General features: G+C 39.0%; 19 protein-coding genes and 1 pseudogene. 2 read left to right on the top strand and 18 right to left on the bottom strand.

Translation table 11 applies throughout. The annotated features are described in order from the left end of the window. Positions 1 to 24: 24 nt before the first annotated feature. The 10 genes and pseudogenes from CEF19_RS19070 to CEF19_RS19025 form a co-directional block, all read right to left on the bottom strand. Positions 25 to 1,419: an L-cystine transporter gene (locus CEF19_RS19070; RefSeq protein ID WP_100407537.1), complete on the bottom strand. Its 1,395-nt coding sequence runs from the start codon at positions 1,417 to 1,419 to the stop codon at positions 25 to 27. Between the two features lie 108 nt (positions 1,420 to 1,527). Then, positions 1,528 to 2,088: a transposase gene (locus CEF19_RS19065; protein WP_100407536.1), complete on the bottom strand. Its 561-nt coding sequence runs from the start codon at positions 2,086 to 2,088 to the stop codon at positions 1,528 to 1,530. Positions 2,089 to 2,210: 122 nt separating this feature from the next. Beyond that, positions 2,211 to 3,362: a rhamnogalacturonan acetylesterase gene (locus CEF19_RS19060; RefSeq protein ID WP_100408378.1), complete on the bottom strand. Its 1,152-nt coding sequence runs from the start codon at positions 3,360 to 3,362 to the stop codon at positions 2,211 to 2,213. A 434-nt stretch (positions 3,363 to 3,796) separates the two neighbouring features. Beyond that, positions 3,797 to 5,686 (bottom strand): annotated as a pseudogene (locus tag CEF19_RS19055) (rhamnogalacturonan lyase); the annotation flags it as partial. Positions 5,687 to 6,361: 675 nt separating this feature from the next. Further along, positions 6,362 to 7,474, bottom strand: a complete 1,113-nt coding sequence (locus tag CEF19_RS19050) for an ABC transporter permease (protein ID WP_100407534.1) — start codon at positions 7,472 to 7,474, stop codon at positions 6,362 to 6,364. Then, complete coding sequence (locus tag CEF19_RS19045; protein WP_100407533.1) at positions 7,471 to 8,730, bottom strand: ABC transporter permease; 1,260 nt, start codon at positions 8,728 to 8,730, stop codon at positions 7,471 to 7,473. Before CEF19_RS19045 ends, CEF19_RS19050 begins: the two co-directional genes overlap by 4 nt. Positions 8,731 to 8,746: 16 nt before the next feature. After that, positions 8,747 to 9,679 (bottom strand): ABC transporter ATP-binding protein, encoded by a 933-nt coding sequence (locus CEF19_RS19040; protein ID WP_100407532.1) that lies wholly within the window; start codon positions 9,677 to 9,679, stop codon positions 8,747 to 8,749. Between the two features lie 156 nt (positions 9,680 to 9,835). Then, positions 9,836 to 10,465 (bottom strand): response regulator transcription factor, encoded by a 630-nt coding sequence (locus CEF19_RS19035; RefSeq protein WP_100407531.1) that lies wholly within the window; start codon positions 10,463 to 10,465, stop codon positions 9,836 to 9,838. Between the two features lie 15 nt (positions 10,466 to 10,480). Then, positions 10,481 to 11,563, bottom strand: a complete 1,083-nt coding sequence (locus CEF19_RS19030) for a sensor histidine kinase (RefSeq protein ID WP_100407530.1) — start codon at positions 11,561 to 11,563, stop codon at positions 10,481 to 10,483. Between the two features lie 454 nt (positions 11,564 to 12,017). Next, a complete protein-coding gene (locus tag CEF19_RS19025; protein WP_100407529.1) occupies positions 12,018 to 13,145 on the bottom strand; it encodes a DEAD/DEAH box helicase in 1,128 nt (375 codons plus the stop codon). A gap of 448 nt (positions 13,146 to 13,593) precedes the next feature. Between CEF19_RS19025 and CEF19_RS23585 the strand changes: the two genes are divergently transcribed. After that, on the top strand, positions 13,594 to 13,749 hold the full coding sequence (locus CEF19_RS23585) for a hypothetical protein (protein WP_198510322.1): 156 nt from the start codon (positions 13,594 to 13,596) through the stop codon (positions 13,747 to 13,749). 114 nt (positions 13,750 to 13,863) lie between these two features. On the opposite strand, the gene CEF19_RS19015 is transcribed toward CEF19_RS23585, so the two are convergent. The 5 genes from CEF19_RS19015 to CEF19_RS18995 all read right to left on the bottom strand — a co-directional run bounded on the left by CEF19_RS19015 (position 13,864) and on the right by CEF19_RS18995 (position 19,482). Then, a complete protein-coding gene (locus CEF19_RS19015; protein WP_100407527.1) occupies positions 13,864 to 14,775 on the bottom strand; it encodes a hypothetical protein in 912 nt (303 codons plus the stop codon). Between the two features lie 198 nt (positions 14,776 to 14,973). Further along, positions 14,974 to 15,975 carry an NAD(P)-dependent alcohol dehydrogenase gene (locus tag CEF19_RS19010; protein ID WP_100407526.1) on the bottom strand — a complete coding sequence of 334 codons (1,002 nt, stop codon included), beginning with the start codon at positions 15,973 to 15,975 and terminating at the stop codon, positions 14,974 to 14,976. Between the two features lie 249 nt (positions 15,976 to 16,224). After that, the gene (locus CEF19_RS19005; protein WP_198510321.1) at positions 16,225 to 17,835 is read right to left on the bottom strand and encodes a DUF4179 domain-containing protein; all 1,611 of its coding nucleotides are present in this window, start codon (positions 17,833 to 17,835) and stop codon (positions 16,225 to 16,227) included. Next, a complete protein-coding gene (locus tag CEF19_RS19000; protein WP_100407524.1) occupies positions 17,813 to 18,379 on the bottom strand; it encodes an RNA polymerase sigma factor in 567 nt (188 codons plus the stop codon). Before CEF19_RS19000 ends, CEF19_RS19005 begins: the two co-directional genes overlap by 23 nt. Before the next feature lie 383 nt (positions 18,380 to 18,762). After that, on the bottom strand, positions 18,763 to 19,482 hold the full coding sequence (locus CEF19_RS18995; protein WP_100407523.1) for a formylglycine-generating enzyme family protein: 720 nt from the start codon (positions 19,480 to 19,482) through the stop codon (positions 18,763 to 18,765). Between the two features lie 486 nt (positions 19,483 to 19,968). Here CEF19_RS18995 and CEF19_RS18990 point away from each other — a divergent pair, with 486 nt between their 5' ends. Continuing rightward, a complete protein-coding gene (locus tag CEF19_RS18990) occupies positions 19,969 to 20,880 on the top strand; it encodes an FkbM family methyltransferase (protein WP_100407522.1) in 912 nt (303 codons plus the stop codon). 100 nt (positions 20,881 to 20,980) lie between these two features. Here the strand turns inward: CEF19_RS18990 and CEF19_RS18985 are convergent, their stop codons facing one another. From CEF19_RS18985 to CEF19_RS18975, 3 genes are all read right to left on the bottom strand, one after another. After that, entirely contained in the window at positions 20,981 to 22,054 is a 1,074-nt protein-coding gene (locus tag CEF19_RS18985; protein ID WP_100407521.1) for an SIS domain-containing protein, read from the bottom strand. 36 nt (positions 22,055 to 22,090) lie between these two features. Further along, entirely contained in the window at positions 22,091 to 23,050 is a 960-nt protein-coding gene (manA, locus tag CEF19_RS18980) for a mannose-6-phosphate isomerase, class I (protein WP_100407520.1), read from the bottom strand. A 69-nt stretch (positions 23,051 to 23,119) separates the two neighbouring features. Further along, a complete protein-coding gene (locus CEF19_RS18975; RefSeq protein ID WP_100407519.1) occupies positions 23,120 to 25,048 on the bottom strand; it encodes a PTS fructose transporter subunit IIABC in 1,929 nt (642 codons plus the stop codon). Positions 25,049 to 25,133 lie beyond the last annotated feature (85 nt).

Below are 25,133 nucleotides of genomic sequence, written 5' to 3'. Positions count from 1 at the left end.
AATTATTAAGGGGGTCTGCCTCCCTTAAATCCCTGTTTCTTTTTCTATCGCATTTGGATCGTTAAACGTTTTTAAGTTCAACTTATTCATAATTCGAGACGTTAACGTACCAGATACCATCGCACCATTTACATTTAATGCCGTACGCCCCATGTCAATAAGTGGCTCTACTGAGATTAGGAGACCCGCTAAGGCGACTGGTAGATTCATTGAAGAAAGAACGATTAATGCGGCGAATGTCGCACCGCCACCAACACCGGCAATCCCAAACGAAGCAACACCTATAATCAGAACCAATTGAACGATGAACCCAGGTGATAGGGGATCGATTCCCATTGACGGTGCAATCATTACTGCTAGCATCGCAGGATAAATTCCCGCACACCCATTCTGTCCAATTGTCGCCCCAAACGATGCAGACATGTTTGCGATCCCTTGATGAACGCCTAAGCTATTCTTTTGCGCTTGAATGTTAAGCGGAATCGTCCCCGCACTTGAACGAGATGTAAAAGCAAACCCTAATACCGGCAATACCTTACGAAGGAAGGTTATCGGATTAAGCCCAAACAAACCAACGACAATTAAGTGAATAATGAACATAGCAAGTAACGCTGCATACGATGCGCCAACAAATTTACCGAGTTCAAGGATTCCAGCCACATTCGTATTGGCTACCGTGTTGGCCATTAATCCTAAAATACCATATGGTGTTAAACGTAGAATAAGCGTTACAATTCGCATCACGACCGCATAGACCGCATTAATCCAATCAACAAAAATCTTTGCTTGCTCCGGTTGTTTTTTGCGAACGCCAAGAACCGCAATACCGACAATGATTGAAAAGATAACAACAGCAATGGTCGATGTCGCACGAGCCCCTGTCATATCTAAGAATGGGTTCGATGGGATAAAGCTTAAGATTTGCTGCGGAATCGTCAAATCCTCCACAGTACCTAATCGCTCTTCTAACGCAATCCCTTGATTATTTTCAGCTTGACCAGCCTCAATTTGACTCGCGTCTAAATTAAAGATCGAAGCCGCGCCAATCCCAACGAATGCTGCCACCATTGCAGTCGCTACTAAAATACCAATAATCCAAGCCGACATTTTTCCTAATTCAGATGACTTCTCCAAATTGATGATCGACTGAATAATTGAAACCATGATGAGCGGGATGACGATCATCATTAATAAGCTCACATAACCTCTACCAACAATATTAAACCAATCGGTCGTTGCACCGACAATGGCCGAATCAGGTTGATACGCCAATTGGAGAAATGCCCCAAGTACAATACCAAGGCCTAAGCCAGTGAGCACACGTTTCCCAAAGGAAACATGCTTCTTTTGCATGTAAAATAAAATACCAATCAGTGCAAGCATGATAAAAATATTAATTAAAATAAATAAAGTATTCATCTTATTTCTCTCCCCCTATTACAGTTATGTCATTAATCGGCTTACATGTTTCTCTTTATCTCACAAATCCGATTAGTGCACTTGGAATAGGGTTATAGAATACCGATTTTAATGACCGTTGTCAAGAGCCTTGTTTGCGGGGGTCTGACCCCCTTCAACATAATGCTGGTAATGTTGGTTTTGTGGGTGGGGAAAATAGGATAGGATTTTTACATATGGATTGGATATTGAGGAAATAAAAGCGGAATAACTGCTCCACCAATAATCCGCCGGACTTGAAATCATCTTCGCTTCGACTGGATTCAGGTGAATATATTTACTCGCTTCCAAAAAATAAGGGGCATCATTAATTAATTCCGCATGGTACCGCCCTTGGAACAAATGGCCACTCATGTCGTGGCGCTTATTAAAGTAAATAGCATAGAGAGAATGGAGTCTTTTGATAATATCCTTGGTAGGTGTATCAATCGTTTCGAAGAGAAGGTGAATATGATTGGTCATCAAACAGTAGGCATGTAGGTAAAACGGATACTGCGAACGGTTTTTTTCAAGTAGTGATAGATACCTCAACCGATCCGCATCATCATAAAAAATCGAAGCACGGAGATTTCCGCGACTTGTAACGTGAAATGTCGCCCCCGGAAACCAAACACGAGGTTTACGCGCCACACATCCCACCCCTTTCTATGGTTGGTTTATCATAGAATGCATTCTACGTTATTTTACTTATTCCTGCTTCTTAGGGTCTGTCCCCCACTGCGTTAAAGCACCGGGGGACAGACCCCCCATTCTTACTCTACAAAACCTTCCAGCTCTTGCCTTTTCAAATCATCGGCAACAAGGTTTGCTAACACCAAGGCACCTTTACGATTAAAGTGTAGCCAATCTCCTGTACTGTATAAGAGAGTCGTTTCTTCTGGTCCAATTTCTGTAAAGTAAGCAGAACTAAGAACGTTAAGATCCACAAGGTCAACATTCTGTTCTTTTGCTAAAGCAATCATCGAATGTCTGTAGAAATCATCTTCTGCGTAATGAATGACATCTGTGCCCTCTGTTTTCCAGCTAATCGCCCGACCTTGAGGAGGGATTAATACCACACTTGCTCCTTTTTCTTTTACTGCTTCCACAATTTCTCTCACATAGGCAACAAATTGTTCTTCTGAATATGCTTTTTCATCGTTGATGCCCATTTCAAATAGAAAATAATCGCCGGGTTTAATGTACTTCAAGACAGCGTCCAATGATCCACCCTCTAAGAAACCTTTTGCAACCTGGCCGGCAGTCGCCATATTCCTAACTTTGAAAGTTTCTGCATCTACAAATTGATGAAAGACCTGTCCCCAGCCAACTAATTCATCGCTATCCTTTGGATAATATGTGGATACTGTTGAATCACCGCCGATCCAGACGGTTCTAGGCATAACATGACTATTTGAAATTTTTGTGATCTCAAGAGACGATAACGTAAAAGCTGTTCCTTCCCTACCTTCTGTAATCAACAGATTCAGTTGTCCATCCTTGATTGGAAGAAGAAAGGAATCCGAAACCCCGTTCCCCGTCATATTTAATACTTGATAGACATCTTCCGCAGCAACACTCGCACGCTCTACATCTCCTAACTTAACTTTTACATTGTAAAGTCCGTTTTGCAGGTCAAGATTGAACGTGTTTGTACTTTCTGTACCCGTCTTTAAAAATCGGACAGCATCGCTCCCCACTCCTGTTCCAGAAGCCGTTACATCTTCCATAAACTGCGGTGTTTGAAACCCATATCCTACAAACGAAGAATAGAGGTCGGATGCGCTAACACCAATATAATCTGATTCTATAGGTCCATTCCCAAAATCAAACTTATACGTGGTTGGTGTTGAATTAGCATGGATATTTGTAGTGCTAGCTAATACAACAGATACCAAAAAAATTAAACTTAATCCGAGGGACATAATTGTCTGCATTTTCCTTTTCAATTGAACGCCTCCTAAAAAAATTTTAATTTGGTCTCCAGCACGTAATATCGCTATTCAATTACAAGGATCGTATCGCTTCCTTCAAAAGGTCTTCCGTCTTTTAACTTTCCATTAATGGTGATTTTAACATCTCCCAATTTACCATCCAACGCATTAATGACCTTACTTTTGTTCAATTTGAGCATATAGTCTTTAATGCCATCGCTATCATAATCCCCTACTATTCCTGCATCCAATTCTTCTGGTTTAACAGTACTTTCATTAATTGCAAAAGTAATAGTTGAAGCCTCTAAGTCAGAATTTACATCAACAGATGAAAATTCGACATATGCGGTTAAGGTGTTTGTATCATTGCTGCTATTGGCATTTAGTGTATCTGGCTGTATATCAAGACTTGCAGGAACAAACACATAAATGTTCGGTTTTTGGGGTTGCTCCATTCCGTCTCCTAGGTAAAAGCTGGTATGCGGTGGTTGGTTATACGAGACATTCTGCCATGCGATACCTAATCGATATACTGGATCATGCATTAATGTGTGAATACGGTGTGATGTTAGCGATGTTGTGGTGAAAATCCGTAGTGCAGTATTTTCTGCTGTTCTCCATATCGCTTCTTCTCTCCAGTCACCTAATAGATCCGCCTGTAGGGAGGGGTTTCCTTTAGTAGAATTATTAGAAGAAGTCCCTACAGCTGTCAACAAATTCTCCGTCTCTTCATTTTCATAGTTCCATTTATCAATTGTGCCAAATCCATTGGTTACTAGATTATGATTCAATAGCTCTCGCAGTAAATCCCCGTCCCACCAAATGCCAAAATTGATGGAAGAAGGTACAGTGCTACTTATTTTGGTTCCTTTGTTCGACCATAGCCCAACTCCAGTACTGGCCCAGAGTTCTTCCCCTTTGTGCCTTGGATCAATATCAGCTGACATGCCTCTGCCCGTATCGTCTCCAGTATGTACCCCCCAGAGAATTTCTCCTGTTTTAGCATCTCGGAATGCAGCTCCATATGCCGCACCAGGATCCTCGTGAACACCAAATACCTCAAGCCCTGGTCGCTCTGGATCCAAATCACCTAAATGCATCGCATCCCCATGACCTAAACCTGTTGTGTAGATTCCCGTTCCATCATCATCTATAGCCATCGCGCCAAAGGTGATTTCATCCTTACCATCCCCATCAACATCTGCGATACTTAAATTATGATTACCCTGACTTGCAAAATCCTCATTCCCCGGATCATCACTGTCGAATGTCCATAGTTTTGTTAATTGACCATCTCTATAATTAAAAGCGGTCAGCATCGTTTTTGCATAATACCCACGGGTCATAATTAAACTTGGTCTTTCTCCATCTAGGTAAGCAATTCCTGCAAGAAAACGATCCACTCGATTCCCATAACAATCTCCCCAGTCACAGACATCCCCTCTAGGTGGTGAAAACTCGGTGGATACAAGCTCTTCTCCTGTTTCTCCATCAAAAATCGTTAAAAATTCAGGTCCTTTCAGGATCATGCCTTCTGAATCACGATAATCGGCATTCGGGTCTCCAATAACCTTCCCTTGACCATCAATTGTGCCGTCAGCTGTTCTAAATGCGACCTCTGACTTCCCGTCACCGTCTAAATCATAGACCATGAATTGAGTATAGTGTGCACCTGCACGGATATTTTTTCCAAGATTAATTCTCCACATTAGGGTTCCATCTAATTTATAAGCATCTATATAGACTTCTCCCGTACTACCCGTTGGTGACGGTGCATTATCTTTAGAGTTCGATGGGTCCCATTTTAAGACAATTTCATATTCCCCATCTCCATCTAAATCCCCTACACTTGCATCGTTTGCGTTATACACATAAGGTTCTCCTGATGGTGTGATGCCAGCTGGTGGTTGTTGAATTGGAACATCACGGTAATTTGTGCCCCATACACTAAATGCTTTTGACTTTGAAACCTCTTCCCCCTCTATAACAGCATGAACAGTATAGCTAGAACTAGAGGTACCATCTGAATCAAGATAATTCGTGCTTGATGTGATCGCTGAGAGATTTATCTTTTCCCCATCACGGTAAAGGTTAAAAGCTATATTCTCAGAATCGGTACCTAATAAACGCCAACTTATAAAAACTCCATTATCAACCTTCACAGCTACGGGAGCTCTTTCTAAAAACTCCATTTGGCGTAAATTCGATGATTTGTAAGCGGTTTCATTTTGGGATAAACCTTGATTAGGAAAAAAGGAAACAACTAGTAGAATACTAAACAAAAACGATATGAATTTAACTTGGCTAATTCGCATACATTACCTCCTTTTAAATGCAACAATTTAAAAGTAATCCGGCAAACCTCCTTCCTCAAAAAGAAAGCACATCCAAAACATGAGCCATTCCTTATTTCCACTATCAAAACTAGTATGATTCCTGACTTATGTTTTGATAGTTGAATAATTAAACAGGATCTGTTGATGTATGGAAAAATTTCTTAGGAGTTTGCAAGCGTTATATGAGGGTAAAATGTGATGGTAAGTTGTAGTGTTCAGATCCCATTCAACACGTAACATGTTACTTTATTCTGAATATTTAATAAATAGGATATTAGATTGATTATTACTTTGTGTGAAATGATCCAAAAGTCCTGCTATATGATTACAGCCATACGATTTTACCACTCTCACCGCCATGATGATAAAGGAATTATTCGAGTTTCTATTATTATATGGGCCGGTTATTCTTGCTCCTTCCCCTACTATGCGAATGTCAATAAAATAGTAGGCCATCACATTAAAAACGCTGAGAAAATCGCTTTAAGTAAATTTATGCATCTACAATGCTTAACCCTGCAGATGCATTTTATTATCTTTGCTAGGAACTCATTTTAGGTTGAACTGATTTGTCGTCTTAAATTTAGTCGACACTCATTTCATTTACGAGAGTCCATACGACGTTCATGTAACTAATTTCATTTCTATATTCCACTACGTATTTCTTCGTTCCATTACATTAATTCCAATGCCCATTAACACAACTCCCATTAAGGTCATAATGCTCATTGGATACATTAATTCACTTATTGATTCTCCGTAGATTGTCGCAGCTTTTAAACCTTCCATAGCATGTTTAATTGGTACAAAATCAGCTATCATTAATAAAAAGTCGGACGAGACAATCTCCAATGGCCAATAGGCACCACCAAGCATTGACATACTTACAGATACAAGCGAAATAATCGCATTGAATTGCTGTGTGTTTTTGACAATACTAACTAAAAACATCGTTAAGGCCACTATTGAAAATACATATGGAACTAAGACAAGTAAAGTTTTTCCAAACCCTCCGTAAAAGTCAACACCGATTACATAACGGAAAACGAAAAAAATTAGTGCAACCTGAAAGTACCCCAACAGGAAGCTATAAAATAAATTCGCTGCATACATTTCCCACTTTTTAAGTGGCGATAAAATCATTCGGTCCCATACTCCCAAATGTCTCTCCTGTAAAATGTGATGAACATTATAGGATATCGTGTATATGACAAAAAATAGTGTAAAACCAAAAATAGTCTGCATTTGGTTATCAATTATCACAGATTCATCCCCGCGGAAGGAAGCCACCTCAACCCCAAACAATGGATTTTCCTCTTGTTTCTTTAATTTATCTAACAGTGCGTCTTTATCAACATACTGGGAAGTTGACGTAGCCTTTTCGATCCTTTCCTCCATTAAAAGATCCCCATAAATAGAGTGGAAATAGTTTTCAAGTAGATGTAGATTCTGTGTTTCTGTTGCAATAATGATTGTATAAGACTCCTCATTAAGGTTTACACTTGCTTCCACATCGCCTTCACTGACCCTTTTCTTTGCTTCCTCTTCGGTTACTATCGTAAATTGAAAGGCCTCTGATTGGGTCAAATCCTCCCAAAGTGCTGTTTCTTCAACATTCTCGATATTCGTATAAACTGGTACCTGAATACTTTTATAATTTGCGCTACCTAATAACGTTGCAAAAAGGATACTCATCACTGTCATGCCAATCATAAGCATCGGCTTTCGAATAAATAATTGATACTTTGCCTTTAGGATACTTATCATATGGCATCACCCCTTTTTGGAAAACTAACGACTGCTGCTGTCAACATAATCAAGCCAAATACAAGCAAATAAAGAATATGGTTGGAAATACTTGAAAGCTCTTCTCCCTGTAGCAATTGCAACAACGAAGTCATTCCTGCACCATTTGGGGTGAAATTGCCCAAAAATCCGATTACGGACGATGAATCGCCAATTGGTGTAAAGCTTCCACCTAAAAATGAGAAAATGGCAACCATGACATTTCCGAAAAAATTGGAAACGGCTTCTGAATTGATTCTGTAATTTAGCGCAGTTAACAACGTTGCCAATCCACCAATCGCAAAGCATAGGGATAAGTTGACTAATAGGAACCCTAAAATGTCTTTCCACATAACATCAAACACAAGAGATGTTACCCCATATAAAATCATCTGTTGTATAAAAGCAATAATCATGACCGAGGTAAAAATACCTGTTAAATATGACCATCTAGAGGTATTGGATAAAATAATTCGATTAAATACTTGAATCTGCTTTTCACGGTATGCAAACGAACTAATATTTGATGCAATAAACATAATAAACATCACACTCATACCAACTGTGTAATATTGCACGGAGTTGATAGGATCCTGCTTCGAAACAGTTTCAACCGACCCAAGCTGCTGATTGTCTGTAGCAGCTAGCTGGATGCCTGCTTTCCCAATGACTGTCATTGTAGAAAGCTGCTTTTGATAGTTTAGTAGAATATCCTCCACTACATTTGAGGAAATTTCCTTCTCTTCATTTTTATATACTTTAATTGATGTAGAAGTTGGCTCTTCAAGTAAAACAGAAGAAAGAATATCCAATGTATACTTTTCTGGTATTTCAATTATCGCCGCAAAACTTTCATCATTTCGAACACCTTCTATCTGTTCCGGCTCTATCACCTCAAGCTGAACAATTTCTTTTAGATCTTTACTACCAAACACCTTGTTTACTAATATTTGAATTGGCTTAAGCTGTTCAGCCCCTTGAGAGAAAGCTTCCTCCGCCTCCATTGGTAGGTTTTTTGCTTTTACTTTTTCAATAAAAGCATCTGTATCCTTTTTCTCATCACTGTTGTCAATGAAAGCTACCTTAGCTGAAATCGTAGTTGGTTCATTCCCCATTACGCCTCCTAAGGCAAAGCCAAGAATCGCAATCAGCACAAGTGGCATCAGAAGTAAGACCATTAATTCTTGGGGATTTCGATACAATACCAATAAGTCTTTCTTAATAAAAGGAATAATCATCTGCCTCACCGCCTATTTAATCTCTTAGAGCCCTTCCTGTCAGATGAAGGAAAACATCCTCTAGTGTCGGAGCTTTAACATCAACTGAAATCAAATTTGTCATTGTTTCTTCTGCCAATTGAGAGATCTTTCGAAACAAGTTGTACTCCTTAGGGACAATGATTGTTACCTCACGATCCTGGGTTTTCACTTGACGAATAGCAGGGTCCGCTTGAAGCAGTTTGATAAACTCCTCTTTTACTCGCTCAACCTTTATTGAAATTGTATTTTCAGAGGAAAGAATGTTTTTTAGCTCTTTTTTTGTACCAGATGCGATAATATGACCTTTATCCATGATATAGATGCGGTCGCATAAAAACTCGACTTCTTCCATGTAGTGACTGGTATACAAAACCGTCATCCCTCTTTCCTGATTGAGGCGCTTTACCGTTTCTAAAATATAATTTCTTGATTGCGGGTCAATCCCAACAGTTGGTTCATCCATAATGATGATTTCCGGATTATGAAGCAGAGCCACCCCGATATTGAGCCTTCTTTTCATACCACCAGAGAAGGTTTTGACAAGATCCTTTCTACGGTCAGTCAGTCCGATTTGTTCCAACACCTCATCGATTCGCTTTTTCAATTCAACACCTTTTAAACGATAAATCTCACCAAAAAATCGCAAATTCTCTTCCGCTGATAAATCTGGATAAAGTGCGATTTCCTGAGGGACAACCCCTAAAATCATACGGATGTTCCGTGGATTTTTAATTGTGCTTTCATTTATTAGTCTGACATCCCCAGAAGTTGGAACAACTAATGAAGAGAGCATGGAGATTGTGGTTGATTTACCTGCCCCATTTGGGCCGAGAAGCCCAACAATCTCTCCCTTTTCCAAAAACATATTAACTCCTTGCGCTGCATATTTTTGTTTATATTTTTTCGATAAATTGATTACGTCTAACATACCGTCCCCTCCTTTATATTTTCATGATATCTATTTTGAGTTGATAACAGCACTATCTGACGTCACTTGTTTCTGTAAAAAACATGACCTAAGTCATATTCAAAAGAAAAAGGACCATCCATTTGGTCCATTTAGACCTTTGGACAACCCTGACTGTCACGTAATATCATTTTTTACAGCAAAAATGGCAAGCTGAGTGCGATCCCGAAGCTCTAATTTATGTAGAATCTGCGTAATATGGTTTTTCACCGTTCCAATTGATAAAAATAATTCATCCGCAATTTCTTTATTGGTTTTTCCTTCTCCTATTAATTTTGTAATATCCAGCTCCCGAGAGGATAGTGGGAACTCAAGCTTTTTCTCTACCTTATGTAATAATCGTGGCATTACCTTTGCTACAACCTCTTCATGAATTGGCAAGCCCCCCTGCAAGCAACTATGTACTGCATTAAGTAAGACATTCTGATCTGAGGTTTTTAATAAAAATGCATTTGCACCATATTTTAAAGCCTGTATTGCATACTCATCATCATTAAAGGTTGTCAGAATTAAAATTTTTACACGCGGCCAACATTCCTTTATTTTCCTTGTTGCTTCAAGTCCGTTCATGACAGGCATCCGTATATCCATCAACACCACGTCAATGACATGAGCCTCCATCTTTTTTATAGCCTTTTCTCCATTTTCGGCCTCAGCTACTACCTTGATTTGGCTATCCTGTTCTAGCATAAGCTTTAAGCCTTGCCTAACAATGGACTGGTCTTCTACGATTAACACGTTCCACATGTAGCAATCCCTACTTTACATTTTTTCTAATGGAATCATTCCTTTTATAATAAACTGTTCATCCGTTTGATAGACAGTTAGTGTTCCGCTTAGCTCCTCCACACGCGTTCTCATATTTTGCAGACCGAAACCTTCCTGAAATGGTTCCTTTTTATAAATTCGGTTTTTAACTATAAATTCGATATTTCCGTTTGCCGTTTTACCAAGTACCACTTGTATCTCACGTGAGTGCGCATGCCGCATTGCATTTGTTAGCCCTTCCTGTATGACTCGGTATAACACAACACTTTGTTCGTTTTTGAGCCTCTCTGAAAGGATTCCCTGCTTTGTTGTAAAGTGAACCATGATATGACTTTCCGCCTCTAGTTTTTTAATGAGGTGCAAAATCGTTGCAATTCCTTCGTATTCTCTATCCTTTAATGTTCTAACAGCATACCTGGTTTCTTCTAAACTATCCTTTGCTATCTCCTTCAGTTCTTTGTAGTTTTCAGCGCCGTTTTGAATAGAGAGAATTTCTAGCTGCATGAGTAACGCCGTCAACTTATGTCCAACAGAATCATGAATGTCCCTCGCAATCTTCGTCCGTTCCTGATAACGTGCTTCTTCTTCCGTGACGAGTGCAAGCCTTTTTACCTTGCGATATTCCCCTAGTAATTCTTCATAAAGGTCACGCTGCTCCTGTTTCTTCGTCCACAATGCATTTAACTGTATCACTAAAAAATAGAATAGTAGAAAATAAAAAAAAGAAGAAAGCTGAATAACATCTATCAAAAAGAATACTAGTAAACAAGATGCAGATATAATCACGAGTTTTTTAAAATATCCACTATCGAGCTGCTCAGCAGCCAAGATAGCAATAAATAGCAACAGTAAGAAAGTATAAGGATTATCTACTTCTACAACACCAAGCAACAACAACAATCCTGTCATTACAACATATAAATAAAACGGCCTTGGTGCGATTTTCAGAAAAAAATACAACGTTATGACTGCTGTACAAATCACTATAGAATAAGGAGACAGAATTTTTCTTTCATAAGCGAATAACAACCCCAAAAGTCCCATTAAACCTACTGTCTGGAAAACAAATTGTTTCATACAAACCCCGCATTTTTCAAGTTAGTTTTTCCTTTTATTCTTTTATTATATCACCTTATACGAATTTTCCCATTTTGTCTCTTTATAGACAATCCTTTATTTTTGTAAAAAGCTTTGATATTTTTTCTGTTCAACTTTACCACCGTAATATTTCAAAAAACACCTACAAACGTTGACATATCAACATTTGTAGGTGTTTTAATGTTTGTAGAAAAAACTCGTTTAATCTAAGGATCGGTGGTCGGATCGTTAAACCGATATGACCACTTTTTCCAATCCCGAGAACCTGTAAATCACTCCGACGTTTCCTTCAAGAAACTTTTCATACCGCGTACACTCTTCAACTCGATTGGTTGTATCTGCTTTTGAGATGTATTTTCTTCCTGAATATCGAGATGATGAAATAAGTAATCCTTCATATATCAGAAGGAACATTAACATATAATCCTTACCGCTAAGGAAGACTGATCCCTTTAATCACTTGCGTTTCCAAGCTTTGATTAATCCCTTTTTCAATCATTCGTAAGAACTCTAGATCCTTAGGAGCAACTAAAGTAATGGCAAGACCATCGCCACCTGCACGGCCTGTTCGTCCAATGCGATGAACATAGCTTTCGACATCATGTGGGATATCATAGTTGAAAACATGTGTCACACCTTCTACATCAAGACCCCTTGCGGCAACGTCTGTTGCAACTAAAAATTGGATTTTTGCCTCACGGAATCGTTTCATCGCTTTTGTACGTTTTGACTGTGGCAAATCGCCGTGCAGCTCGTCTGATTCATATCCGTTGGCAATCAAAGCTTCGTGAAGTTTTTGAGCACGAATTTTTGTGCGACAGAAAATAATCGCTAAAAACGGACGGTGTTCTTGTAGTAAATGCAATAATGTTGCCTGTTTTCTACGGTCAGTAGTTTCAATAACCACTTGTTTAATCTCTCCAACTGTTATTTTTTTTGCTTTTACCTCAATGATTTCTGGATCGACCATATACTTGTTAGCAAGAGAATGGATTTCGTTTGGCATAGTCGCAGAAAACAGCATCGTTTGTCGCTCAGAACGTGTTTCATAAATGATGTCATCTACCTCTGGAAGAAAACCCATAAGTAGCATTTGGTCAGCTTCATCTAGCACAAGCATCTGGATAGTTGAAAGGTCAATTGTTCCGCGTCGAATATGATCTAATAACCGACCAGGAGTGGCAACGACAATATGTTGAGCTCCTTTTAACTTTTTCAATTGACGCTCAACATCCTGACCACCGTATACAGCTAACACATTGACGCCTTCTACGTTCTCCATCATTTTCTTTGTTTCTTTTGAAATTTGCTGAGCCAATTCTCGCGTCGGTGTCAAAATAAGAGCTTGAACATCCGACTTGTTCACATTAATCTTTTCAAGGATTGGAAGTACAAAAGCTAGCGTCTTTCCTGTTCCAGTTTGTGCTTGAGCCATCACATCTTTCCCCTCAAGTACAGAAGGTATCGTCTTCTCCTGTATTGACGTAGGTGCTACAATCCCTAATGACTTTAATGTATGGTTAATTTCTTTTCGAATACCGAGTTGTAAAAAATCAGGCAAGGTTAATCACGTCTCTTTTCTTATATGAATGCCAGTATTTTTGTTCAAAGGCTTATTAACTATAGCATATTGAATAGTATTATACAGAGGGATTTTAATTATTAATTGCTTGAGGTGAATTTGTATCGAGGACTCATACATTTCCTCAAAAACGTTTCGTGGGAATTACGGGACGGGACAAAAATCTTACCCCATCCAAGTTGTATACATCCTCTTCAAGACGTGGTTACCACCTTGCTAAAGGACCAAAATATTTCATTAAACAGTTACAAGCAATATAAACAAAAGGGCTTCAATATACAATTTATTCGCGTGTTGGTTAGTTATGATTCTACTACGATTTATTTAGATTTTTAGTTTAGCTAAGAATGTTTTGATATGATTACGTAATTTTCCCTTTCACTGCGCATACTAAAACGATGACATTTGAAAGCGAGGTGGGATACGTATGTCCAATCAAGGAAAGCAAAAAAAGGATCAAACGAGAGAGCAAATCGAAAAACAAGACAAAAGCAATGATCTTGAATTAGGTGATGAATTTCGAATTGGAAACACTAGTTCACAAAGTTCCAAAAAAAGTGGACGACAAGTGAATAAAAAATAACATTGATTGGGAGGACTATGAAAAAAGAGACCTTTTTCAGGGTCCTCCTTTATAATTTAATTCAACAGAGGACTAAGCGCACAGTTTACTGTCCCGGGCTTTAATTTACTTCCTTTATTCATAAACTATCTTTTCAAACGTTTTTCCATTGCTATAAACCACTTTTATCCCTAGACGCATCTCCTCATATTGCTCTACTTGATTCAAATGAAAAAAGCGAACTCTATCATCTGGTGGATTATGTTGGTTATCTAATTCAAGTTCTTCTTCTCCTATGAGGGTTCCATCCTCATACTTCAGAAGATACGCACCCTCTAAAACGACAGGTGAATCATTTACCTTATGTTTAGTTAATGTCACGCTAAAGTTTTCGTTAAACATATCGATATCGGTTTGAAGGAAGCCATAATTGCTCGATTCAAAATACCCCAGCTGTTCGGTGTGGATCTCCCCACTCTTGAGAGTATCATCATAGGAAACGGATACGAAGTACTTGAGTGTATTTTTCTGTTGTTTTTGTTCTTCTACCCATTTTTCTTCACTTTCTTGTTGCGAATTAGAGTTAGAAGTGCTTAAACCAACTTCCCATTGGGGCTCTAAATCAACCTCAAATGGGACTTTCACTTGAAACAATCCTTGCTGTAACTCCTCCGCTTTAAGAGCTGTGTATTCCTCACTATCGCCGTAGAGGTAATTGAAAACAACTTCGGAATCACTTTGAAGCTCCTTTACTTGCCATTCAAAGGTTGCTTCCGCTTGACCACCTTCTAATTCTTTTGTATTCACATCCATATTTATCGCACTAATCCAACTCTGTTCCTTCATTATGTCATTCATTACATTTTGAATATGATTTGTTTGGCCATTTACCTCATTAGTGAGATTATGTTGGTTACTAGTCAAAACATTCATTTGATACTCTACTTGATCTAATCTGGACAATAATGTAAAATTCATACTTACACTCATAACCAATGCTACCGTCACAAAAATTCTAAAAGGTTTTATGTACTTATCTTTATCCAATGTTTCCCCTCCTTGTTGACTCTTACACTATTTCTCTAGGAATCAGCGGTAAAGCTAAGCTACTAAGAAAAATGCCTAGACCCTTTACCGCTCTTGGATATTAATTCTACCACATTGCTACGCTTCCATATAAAAAAGCACAAGAACTGACCATGTGCTTCCTAGAATTTTTATCAATATAACATGCATCCTAGTCATTCAGGCGCTTACAATTATAACAATATTCCCCTTTTTCTCTCCGTTTTCAACATAACTATGCGCCTCAGCAATTCTCTCTAGTGAATAATGTCTATCAATAACGGATGTTATTTTCCCTGCCTCAACCAGCTTTTTGATGAAATTTAAATCTTCAGTCTTTTCCAAAGCCAACGCACAGATTACTTTCTTACTGCCTGCCACACTCGTCCCTAGCATTTGAAAAAGCTGTTTCGTCTTAAAGCTAGCTAAAAGATAGCAGCCGCTTTCACTTAGAGAGCTCTTACATTTTGAAAACGAACTCTTGCCTAATATGTCAAAAATAAGATCATATGTCTCATTGTTCTTGGTGAAATCCTCTTTCGTGTAGTCAATGACCTTACCAGCTCCTAAAGACTTTACCAGTTCCATTCTCGGGGTACTGCATACCCCTGTCACTTCTGCCCCGTAGTAAAACTTGGCAAGCTGAACTGCAGCTGAACCTATATCTCCAGACGCACCATTGATAAGAACTTTTTGTCCGCTTTCGATTTTTACTTTTTTAAGTAAATTTAAAGCCATTAATGCCCCATAAGGTACCGTGGAAGCTTCTTCAAAGGTCATATTGGCAGGTTTTATTGCTACCACTCCGTCTTCAGGCATACATAGAAACTCGGCATAGGTTCCGAAGTGTTGACCCCGATATCCAAAGACTTGGTCCCCTTTTGTAAATCGTTTTACGTCTTTACCTGTTGCTTCAATCTCACCCGCAAATTGAGATCCTAGTATTCTTATTCTTGGTTTTCTAATCCCGAAAACTATTCGCGAGGGTAGCCAGAGAGCGAAAGGCATCGTGAACTTACGCGGAGAGATTTCTTTGAAGTTGCGAGCCATAATATCCCCGAAACTTACCGGTGTCGCATAAACCTTTACTAGGATTTCATTGTCCTTAGGCGTAGGTTTTTCTACCTCGTTAATTTGAAGAACATCGGGCGGGCCGTATTTTGTATAAACAGCTGCTTTCATATGACAATCCTCCCTCTCCTTGGTTAGCATCTCTTTCACGACTATTTCGAGCACAACTTGCTCTTTTTCCCAATATTTTAACTTTACCATAACTCTGAATTTTTACCATAGTTTTCTAATTTCTAAGTACTGTAAACATCTAAGTTCTTAAATACAAACAAGCGCTCATCCATACCGGATAGCACTTGTAAGTCTCTTATAATTAGACTATCCATTTTATCAAGTACAATTTACAAGTACATTTCCCCTCTAATATAAAGGCATCTTCCAAGGTTCTGCGACAGGGTAATACCGAGTTACAGAAAGTAGACGTAATGTGATCTCCTCTGGTGCGTCATCAAGACGGTCACTCCAAAGAGTACTCGTCGTTAGATATCTACCCTCTTCATTGGTTTTATTAAAAATGGATTCTCTTTTTAATAAAGGATAGGCATTACCCTTTTCATCAATAAGTACCCAATCCCTCATTTCACTTGATTGTCCTTCCTTACTCCCTTTGATTTCAATGGCAAAGTTTCGTTCAATGTTAAGGGGGAATAACGATTTACGCAGTGAATAATTATTTTTTCTTTTTGCCTCTTTGATGGTGAAATAGTTGCCCTCATATTCAAAGGAAATGGGCTCTTTTTTCAGGTCCTCCGGCTTGAAGGTAATCTCAAAATCTGCAGGCTCTGTTTTGATCATCCCATCAAGGACAAATGAAAGATTCTGTTCATCACGTTGTGGGATAAATGACTCTTTCCAGGCAAGGTGTCCGGTCTCACCTAAATCTTCTCCACTACCACTAATCGATCGAGAATCACTTGATTGTCCAAAATCTTCAAAAAACGATTCTTTTTGATAGATTAATTTCCCTGATTCATCAACGATATGATAAGAAATAGCTGTTCCGAAGCGAGTGAAGGAATGAACAATTTCTTCTCCAAATTCCTCTTCTATTTCTTCTATCTCTGCTTCTATTCTTACTTGTTCTTCGTCGGTGAATTTCGTTTCATAGAAAAGTTCTTTTGTCGAGGGTGCTGAGCGAACCTCTTTTAGTTGCACGTTGACACCATGTTCATTCGTCGATTCTTCTAAAGGAACCGTTGTTGCAGCTGCCAAACTGGCTTCAAGATTAACTGGAATCTCTAAATACCATTCCCCTTCTTTACCATCTAACTCTCGCAACTGAAACGTAACGATCATTTCCTTCATACCTTCTACTCTCGGTGTGGAAAACTCGATGATTCCATAATCACCCGTGAATCCCCAGCCCAAGCTTGAGACATCAATGGGGTCGCCCTGCTCAGTTGTAACAAGAACTTCATTTACGTCCTCTGCCAAATCAAAGTAGATGTTTTTCAGCTTCCCGCTTTTGGACAAGACTTGATAAGAGAATACCACTCGAGATGTATCGGCGACCACATCCTCCACTTTAAATGTTAACCCTTGATCGGTTACCTCCTCGTTTACACGTTCCATAAACCCAGCCTCCGAAGCCATTTGAAGACCTTCATCCACTCCTCCCCCATCAGAAAATAATCCACCAACCCACTGTGCAAATGCAGGATTAACTGATGTACTCAGACCAATCGCTACCATCAATATTGCTGCGACACTGACAAGTTTTTTCCAGTACCTTTTTTTCCTTTTCTCTTGATGGTAAGGCTCTATTTGACTGATAATCGTCGTTGCAAAATCATCAGATAGCGCAGGAGCCTGTAATGTTTTTGTCATAAAATCATTTTCCTGCTTAAAGATTGCTACGACCTTTTGACACTCCGAGCACGCTTCGATATGTGCTTTGATATCGCTGTAGTCTTGTTCAGAAAGAAGTTCATCCACATATTGGGACAATCTATCTATCGTTGGACACTTCATCAAAATAACCCCCCTTTTGCTTTGCTTCATTCCTCATCTTCTTTTTAGCGCGGTGAAGCTTGTTACGCACAGTTGAAAGTGGCAAATCAACAAGAGTGCTGATTTCCTCATAACTTAATTCCTGAATGTAGCGCAATAGAATAATCATCCGCTCATCCTCTGGCAAGTTTAAAAGCAATCGCTCAAGTTGACGTTCTTTCTCCTTTTTCAGAAAAATCATTTCTGGATTTGTACGTGGTTCACTTACACTATCTTGAAACTCCACGTGCTTTATTTTATAACGTTTTTTTCGAAACTCATCCATGCAGTGGTTAATAGCAACACGGTAGATCCAGCTTTTGAATGAGCCTTGATGATCATATTTAGAAAGCTGACGATAGACCTTGATGAAACATTCCTGAACTAAGTCTTGGGCATCTTGAGGCTGCTTCGTCATTCGTAAAATCGTCGCATACAATTGATTTTTGTATTTATTTATGATGTAGGTAAAGGCATGCTTGTCTCCAGCGAGTACCTCTTCAATCCTTTTTCGTTCTTCTTCCATAGCACCCTCCTGAAACGAACTTGCGCAAGTATCGTTTACTCTTACACCTTCAATAACGAGATAACAATAAAAATAATTTCACCTTTTTTTAAAAAGTTACTAAAATGGACTTCAGCATGCCCTTCTACCAAACCATACTCAAGGTTTCTTGAACACTATTGAGACAGAGAGGCGATCCTTGCGTCATGGGGCTTCATAATAAAAGTCAATCAAAAAAGTGCTTTTAACCTAAAGAAATAGCAAGAGCATGTTTTGAAAAAAGATTAATCAAAACATGCTCTTGCAACGTGTGGAGCCATTGCTTTTTCCTTGAATCTACTAAAATGGACTTTTTAAGTGGCTTCGACTTTTAAACTAAGCCAACATGTACTTTTCAAAGCCAATTAAAGACTAATAGCACATCTAAAGCCTGTATTCCCCGTAGAACTGTCTGGAGTATTGCTACTTCTCGCAGCAACCCTGTAACGATTACAATAGGATTTATGGCAGAGATAGGAGCCCCCCCTCATAACTCTGGCCGAACCTTCGCTTGGACCATTTGGATCATTTAAGACAGTAGCTTCTGGGTGGGTATTTGAAAACCAGTCAGAACACCATTCCCATACATTCCCTGCCACATTGTATAAGCCAAAACCATTTGGTTGAAAAGCATCAACAGGAGCTGTCGATACATAACCATCTTTGGCAGTATTATTTGTAGGAAACACTCCTTGCCAGATGTTGCATACATGCTTTTTTTTATGTGTTAGCTTATCTCCCCATGGATATTTCTTTTGAACAAGACCCCCTCGTGCGGCATACTCCCACTCAGCTTCTGTTCTGTATCCTGTTTCTTCAACGAATTCTTGAAATTGTTTATTTGTTACTGAAAAGCGATCAACGGCAAATGGCGACACATACACTTTTCGAACAGGACCTTCCCCATCAGCTTTAAACCCTTCCACATCATCTGTTCCCATCAGGAATTCGCCACCAGTGAGTTCAATTAGCTCCTCCCCATGTCTTAGTGTTTTGGACTTTTTAATAGCCATTTCACTTTCGAACGCTTTTACTGTATCTACTTGTTCGCGCATTGCTAAGCAACAACATGCTTTATCATTCATCTGGCTCACCTCTTATATTTTTCATATCTATGTCATTTGTAAACAATTCTAATATAAGGTTTCTACTTTTACACTAACACACTTCTATCCATTTCGGTATAAAGTATGTGACTTTAACTCTTTTTACATTGTAAATTAGCGTAGGGGCTGTCGTTAACACAAAAATGCAGGTTCACTCAAATGTCGATTCATCAAATTTTTGAGTCAACTTTCAATAAAACAATAAATATATAACAACTATTCTAATGATTTGAGGTTGAAAAACTGTCGAGGTTTCCTTTAAGTTTAACTAAATCTACTTCAATCTTGAGTAAGTTTGTTAAATTGGTAGTTTACGCAAGTTAATGCACTATTAAAAAACCATTCAACGCATTTCCTCTAGTAATCTAATTCTTCTCTGATCGTAAAATTTATTTAAAATTAACATTCTGTTAATAAATTCACTGTAAAATTAGCGGTATCAAATTATTTTTAAGGAGTGTTTGAATGAGTAGTTTTTCTAGGACAATGGTTGAGATCCCAGTTATAACAAAGTTATGGGCAAAATACCCAAAAACTTGGAAATACATTCTGAACATTGGCCTCTTTATGAAATACAAAACGATAAATCTCGAAAAGTTACCAACATACATTAAGCTGCCATCTTCCTTCGATTTACATATCAATCCACTGGAAAACAGGGGCCGTGCTTTGTTAATTAGCAGTGGCATCACACAAGAGCGCTTAGTTAAGTTTTGGGAGCGCTCTGTCAAAGAATATTCTCCAACTACGGTATTGGATATCGGAGTTAATTATGGGGAATGTTTATTTTCTGTAAAGTACCCTACTGAAACAAAAGTATATGGAGTTGAGGCAAATGCACAGCTCATACCTTTTATAAATAAGTCACTTGACAATCACCCAAATAAAAACCAGATTCAAATTATCAATGCATTTGCATCAAACCTAGAACATCAAGATCAGGATTTTTACATAGACACAAACTGGTCAGGTACTTCTTCAGGAAAAGAAATCTATTCACAGATGGTAGAAAAGCATCTTGTCCAAACGGTAACAGTAGACTCCTTATTGAAAGATCAGGATGTAAGCAAAGAAAGAATCTTATTCAAGATTGATGTGGAAGGGTATGAAGCGTTTGTCCTTGAGGGGATGAAACAAGTGATTAACCAAAGCAAAAGCTTGTTAGGAATCATTGAGTTTGATAGTGTTTATCTCCAAAATGCCGGCACTCATCTAGACTCCTTTCTAGCCAATCTTACAGAGAACTTTACTGTCTACCTATTTGATCATGCAGGTGAGTTAAATCTGCTAACTGAAGTGACCATAGAGAGGATCCAAAAAATCTTGAAATCGAGTGAAATTCATATAGATTTAGTCCTAGTAAAGGGAGAACTTTAAATATTTTCTAAGTTGACTTTGTGTGCTTGCGAATCAATTTATCCCGTTTACTAAGAGGGCACTGAAAAAGGAAAAGCACCCTTTTTCAGTGCTTTTTAAACTACACTCTCGTATTAACGATTTTTGTAAGGTCATTGTTCATTGGACGGTTTGGATCGTCACCGTTAATTTCTGGCAGTGCCGTTGCAAGCACTTGGAATGCTACCGTAATATTTAAACATGAGGCTGTTAATGGACGATATGCTACATTAATATAGCGTTCGTCTTGGACTGGTTCACTTGTTGCATTTACAACGAGTAGCCTACCTACTGTTCCACTTAAAAAGTCAATCGTTTTTTCCATAACCTCTTGACCGTATTCTTCAGTTTGAATCAGCATGACATTACTTGCGTTAGTCATTGTACGGTGAACCCCGTGTGAAAACTCACCTATTTCGCACACTGACCCCGGTACGCATAACGTCTCGAGAATTTTTAATGCCCCCTCGACTGCAGATCCATAATTGGTTCCATGACCAACGACTAGAAATTGATTGATGGTACTCCAATCTTGATGATTTTCCGTCCATTTCTTCGTTGCTTTAATTGTTGCGGTGATATCGTTAATGCTTGCTGTTATTTCGTCGATATACGCTTTAAAGAGCTCTTCTGAAATAAGCCCTTTCTCTTTGCCAACCGAAATCGCTAATACGATTAAAAGGGTTAAAGAGTTACTAACGCCTTTTGTTTTGGCATTGCATGATTCTAACCCGCTTAAGAAATTGAAATAATAATCTCCTAGCTGCTCGACTTGTGTCTCCTTTCTTTCGGTCATAGATAGTACTGTAAAACCAAGCTCTTTTGCTCGTTCTATTGATTGAACGGTGCCACTACTCGTACCCGTTTGAGAAATCGCAACAACTAGGGTTGCTGCTCTATCAAAGCTTTCAACTATTTTACTATGACCCAAAAATTCAAATGGCGTATACGTTCTTATTTCAATTTGTGCTACGTCTTCATAAAATCGTTTTGCTACTGTCGCAATATTTAAGGAGCTGCCCGAAGCAACAAAAATCACTTTGCTGATAGTTGTCGTATCATACGCCTTTAAAAATTGGTCAATTTGGTTGTGATCGAGTAAATCCATTAGTTTATCTGTTTCCTCATTTATATAATCCCACATTATATTTTTCATCTTCACGACTCCCTTTCTTTTGTTTCCTCAATGAGCTTACACATGTGAGACGATAAATTCCGCAACTCCCTCTAAATCATAGCTAGCTACCCCATGAGGTACTAAGAAATGGTCTCCTTTTGATAGAGAAAATGATTGACCAGCCATTGTAAGTTGAGCATTTCCCGCAATAACACTAACTTGTAAAAAGTCGTTTGTTACTTCACGTGACGCTTTTCCATTTAACATCCAGTGGTAGACGGTAAAATACTGCTCTTCCACCAATTTTTTTTCGACTAAATCACCTATGACCTTTTCTGTATGTTCTCCATTCACGTCTTGGTGCGGAACAGTTGTTACTTGTTTGGCACGTTCTAAATGCAGTTCACGTGTTTGGCCTGCTCCATCCGTTCGATCATAGTCGTAAACCCGGTACGTAATATCTGAACTTTGTTGTGTTTCTAAAATGACGATCCCCTTACCAATCGCATGAATCGTGCCACTTGGAACATAAACAAAATCGCCTGCCCTTACCTTGATGCGTCTTAGCAACTCGTCCCATTTCCCTTTATCGACCATTTCTTCTAGTTCTTCTTTTGTGTTGGCTTGGTGACCTAACACAAGCTCTGCTCCTTCTTCCGCACTTAAAACATACCAACATTCTGTTTTGCCATAAGGTACATTTTCAACTTCGCGGGCAAACCGATCATTCGGGTGGACTTGGACAGAAAGATCATCCGCAGCATCCAATATCTTTACTAATAAAGGATATTCTTCTTGGTCATTCTTCTTTTTATTGAAAAGTTCGCCATGGTCTTTCCACGCATCCGCTAAAGTTTTCCCTTTCAGCGGGCCATTCGTGATTAGACTCGGGCCATGTGGATGCGCAGAAATAACCCAAGCTTCTCCCGTTTGAGTATATGGAATATCGTAGCCAAATTCACTGTTTAACTTTTGCCCACCCCAGATTCTTTCCTGAAAAACTGGTTGTAAAAAGATAGGTTCATTTATGTACATAGTAGCCTCCATACTTTAGTAATACTGAGAGAAGAGCAAATCATGCTCTCCTCTCACCTATTCTATTATTTATTGAATTGTTTTAAGTAAGATAAAAGCTTCTTCTTTCGATGTCACACCAAGCAGTTGTTCTCTAAAAGCATCATCCATTAACTTACGAGAAAGCATTTGGAGTATTTTTAGATGAGCATCTCCTGCCGCTTCAGTCGGCACCGCAATCATAAAAATTAGCTTGGCTTCTGTTCCATCTAAACTATTCCAGTCTACGCCATCACGTTTCATTCCAAAAACAACAGTTGGTCGTTTCACTCCGTCTGATTTGCCGTGTGGAATGGCAATATTCATTCCAAGTCCTGTGGAGCTTTCCTCTTCACGAGTTAAAATAGCTTGTTTAAATGCTTGTTTAGAGCTTAGAACACCTACTGTATCAAGCTTAGAAATCAATTCATCGATTACATCATCACGTGTATTTCCTTTTAAATCGGTTTCAATTAAATCGACGGTTGTTATATCCGTTAACTTGGTAATCTCATTGGTTGTTGTTTCTTCTACCACATTCTTCTCTTTCATCGCCCCAGAAACTGCGTTAACATTCGCTGCATTCGGTTCCACATCCTTCTTCAATGCGATGACCATGAATGCTGTTACGAAGGAACCTATAATCGCTGCGATGAAAAACATAACGACATTATCTACTGCACCGAGTACGGCTACAATCGGTCCACCATGAGCCACTCGGTCTCCTACATTTGCCATCATTGCAATCACAGAGCCTGTCATCCCCCCGACCATAATACTCGGGATAACACGAAGTGGATCTTGTGCGGCGAACGGGATTGCTCCTTCTGTAATACCGAAAAGTCCCATTGTAAATGAAGCTTTCCCTGCTTCTTTGTCAGCTTGACGAAATTTACGCTTGCTTAGGAAGGTTGCGATTCCAAGTCCAATTGGTGGAATACAGATTGCTACTGCTATGGGTCCCATAATCATATAGTTTCCTTCCGCAATCATAGCGGAACCGAATAGAAATGCTACTTTATTGAATGGCCCACCCATATCAACTGTAATCATAGCGCCAAGAATCAACGCAAGTAAAATTGTGCTTCCACCTTGCATACCTGCAAGAAATACAGTTAATGATTCAAAAATTTGAGCTACTGGAGCCCCGATAACATAAATAAATAATAACCCAACAATGACCGTTGAAAAGATAGGAATGAAAATAATTGGCATAACCGGCTGGATGGCTTTTGGCACTTTAATTTTTTTAATTCCAAGAGCAATATAACCCGCTAGGAAACCAGCAATAATCCCACCGATAAACCCTGCACCAGCTTCACTTCCATAAAAACTACCCGTGGCTGCGATATATCCACCAATCATACCTGGTACAAGACCCGGTCGGTCAGCAATACTGACAGCAATGAATCCTGCTAAAATTGGAATCATGAACATGAAAGCAGTGCCACCAAGAGCTTCGACCTGTTTCCAAATGGAATCGTCTGGTATTTGAATTCCACCTGGTGTTTGCACGCCTCCAAGCGTTAATGCAAGCGCAATGAGTAATCCCCCGACGACAATGAATGGAACCATATAAGACACACCACTCATTAAGTGCTTATAAATAGGATTGCTCTTTTGTTTGCGATTGTTTGATTCGCCGGTAGACGCTAATTCCGGCTTATAAACAGGAGCATCTCCGTTTTGAATTCGTTTAATCAGTTCTTCTGGTTTACGGATTCCATCTTGAACACCCGTTACAATTACTTTCTTTCCTGCGAAACGTTCCTTTGCTACCTCCTTATCCGCTGCGATAATAATTCCATCAGCTTCTGCAATATCTTGTTCTGTCAACTCATTCTCTACCCCTATCGAACCTTGTGTTTCCACCTTGATGTCGACACCCAACGCTTTACCGGCTTTTTGCAAATTCTCTGCAGCCATATACGTATGAGCAATACCGACTGGGCAAGCTGTAATAGCTAATATTTTCCCCATAATGTGTTTCCCCCTATCTAATAATTGCTTACTCTTATCATAAGTCCAAACATACAGTGCATTATCTTTTTCTTTTACCGCAAGT

Origin of the sequence: Bacillus solitudinis (genome assembly GCF_002797395.1) — a bacterium.
In the GTDB taxonomy this organism is placed as follows: Bacteria; Bacillota; Bacilli; order Bacillales; family Bacillaceae_D; genus Halalkalibacter_A; species Halalkalibacter_A solitudinis.
The sequence above is the reverse complement of the archived record's forward strand: the minus strand, read 5'-3'. Positions and strand labels throughout refer to the sequence as shown.

Coding starts and splice junctions, on each gene's coding strand:
- CEF19_RS19060 (WP_100408378.1), bottom strand. CDS start 3,362: ATGTCCCTCGGATTAAGTTTAATTTTTTTGGTATCTGTTGTATTAGCT.
- CEF19_RS19005 (WP_198510321.1), bottom strand. CDS start 17,835: ATGAAGTGTCCAACGATAGATAGATTGTCCCAATATGTGGATGAACTT.
- CEF19_RS19040 (WP_100407532.1), bottom strand. CDS start 9,679: ATGTTAGACGTAATCAATTTATCGAAAAAATATAAACAAAAATATGCA.
- CEF19_RS19035 (WP_100407531.1), bottom strand. CDS start 10,465: ATGTGGAACGTGTTAATCGTAGAAGACCAGTCCATTGTTAGGCAAGGC.
- CEF19_RS19000 (WP_100407524.1), bottom strand. CDS start 18,379: ATGGAAGAAGAACGAAAAAGGATTGAAGAGGTACTCGCTGGAGACAAG.
- CEF19_RS18985 (WP_100407521.1), bottom strand. CDS start 22,054: ATGAAAAATATAATGTGGGATTATATAAATGAGGAAACAGATAAACTA.
- CEF19_RS23585 (WP_198510322.1), top strand. CDS start 13,594: ATGTCCAATCAAGGAAAGCAAAAAAAGGATCAAACGAGAGAGCAAATC.
- CEF19_RS18990 (WP_100407522.1), top strand. CDS start 19,969: ATGAGTAGTTTTTCTAGGACAATGGTTGAGATCCCAGTTATAACAAAG.
- manA (WP_100407520.1), bottom strand. CDS start 23,050: ATGTACATAAATGAACCTATCTTTTTACAACCAGTTTTTCAGGAAAGA.
- CEF19_RS19030 (WP_100407530.1), bottom strand. CDS start 11,563: ATGAAACAATTTGTTTTCCAGACAGTAGGTTTAATGGGACTTTTGGGG.
- CEF19_RS19045 (WP_100407533.1), bottom strand. CDS start 8,730: ATGATTATTCCTTTTATTAAGAAAGACTTATTGGTATTGTATCGAAAT.
- CEF19_RS19010 (WP_100407526.1), bottom strand. CDS start 15,975: ATGAAAGCAGCTGTTTATACAAAATACGGCCCGCCCGATGTTCTTCAA.
- CEF19_RS18975 (WP_100407519.1), bottom strand. CDS start 25,048: ATGGGGAAAATATTAGCTATTACAGCTTGCCCAGTCGGTATTGCTCAT.
- CEF19_RS19050 (WP_100407534.1), bottom strand. CDS start 7,474: ATGATAAGTATCCTAAAGGCAAAGTATCAATTATTTATTCGAAAGCCG.
- CEF19_RS18995 (WP_100407523.1), bottom strand. CDS start 19,482: ATGAATGATAAAGCATGTTGTTGCTTAGCAATGCGCGAACAAGTAGAT.
- CEF19_RS19070 (WP_100407537.1), bottom strand. CDS start 1,419: ATGAATACTTTATTTATTTTAATTAATATTTTTATCATGCTTGCACTG.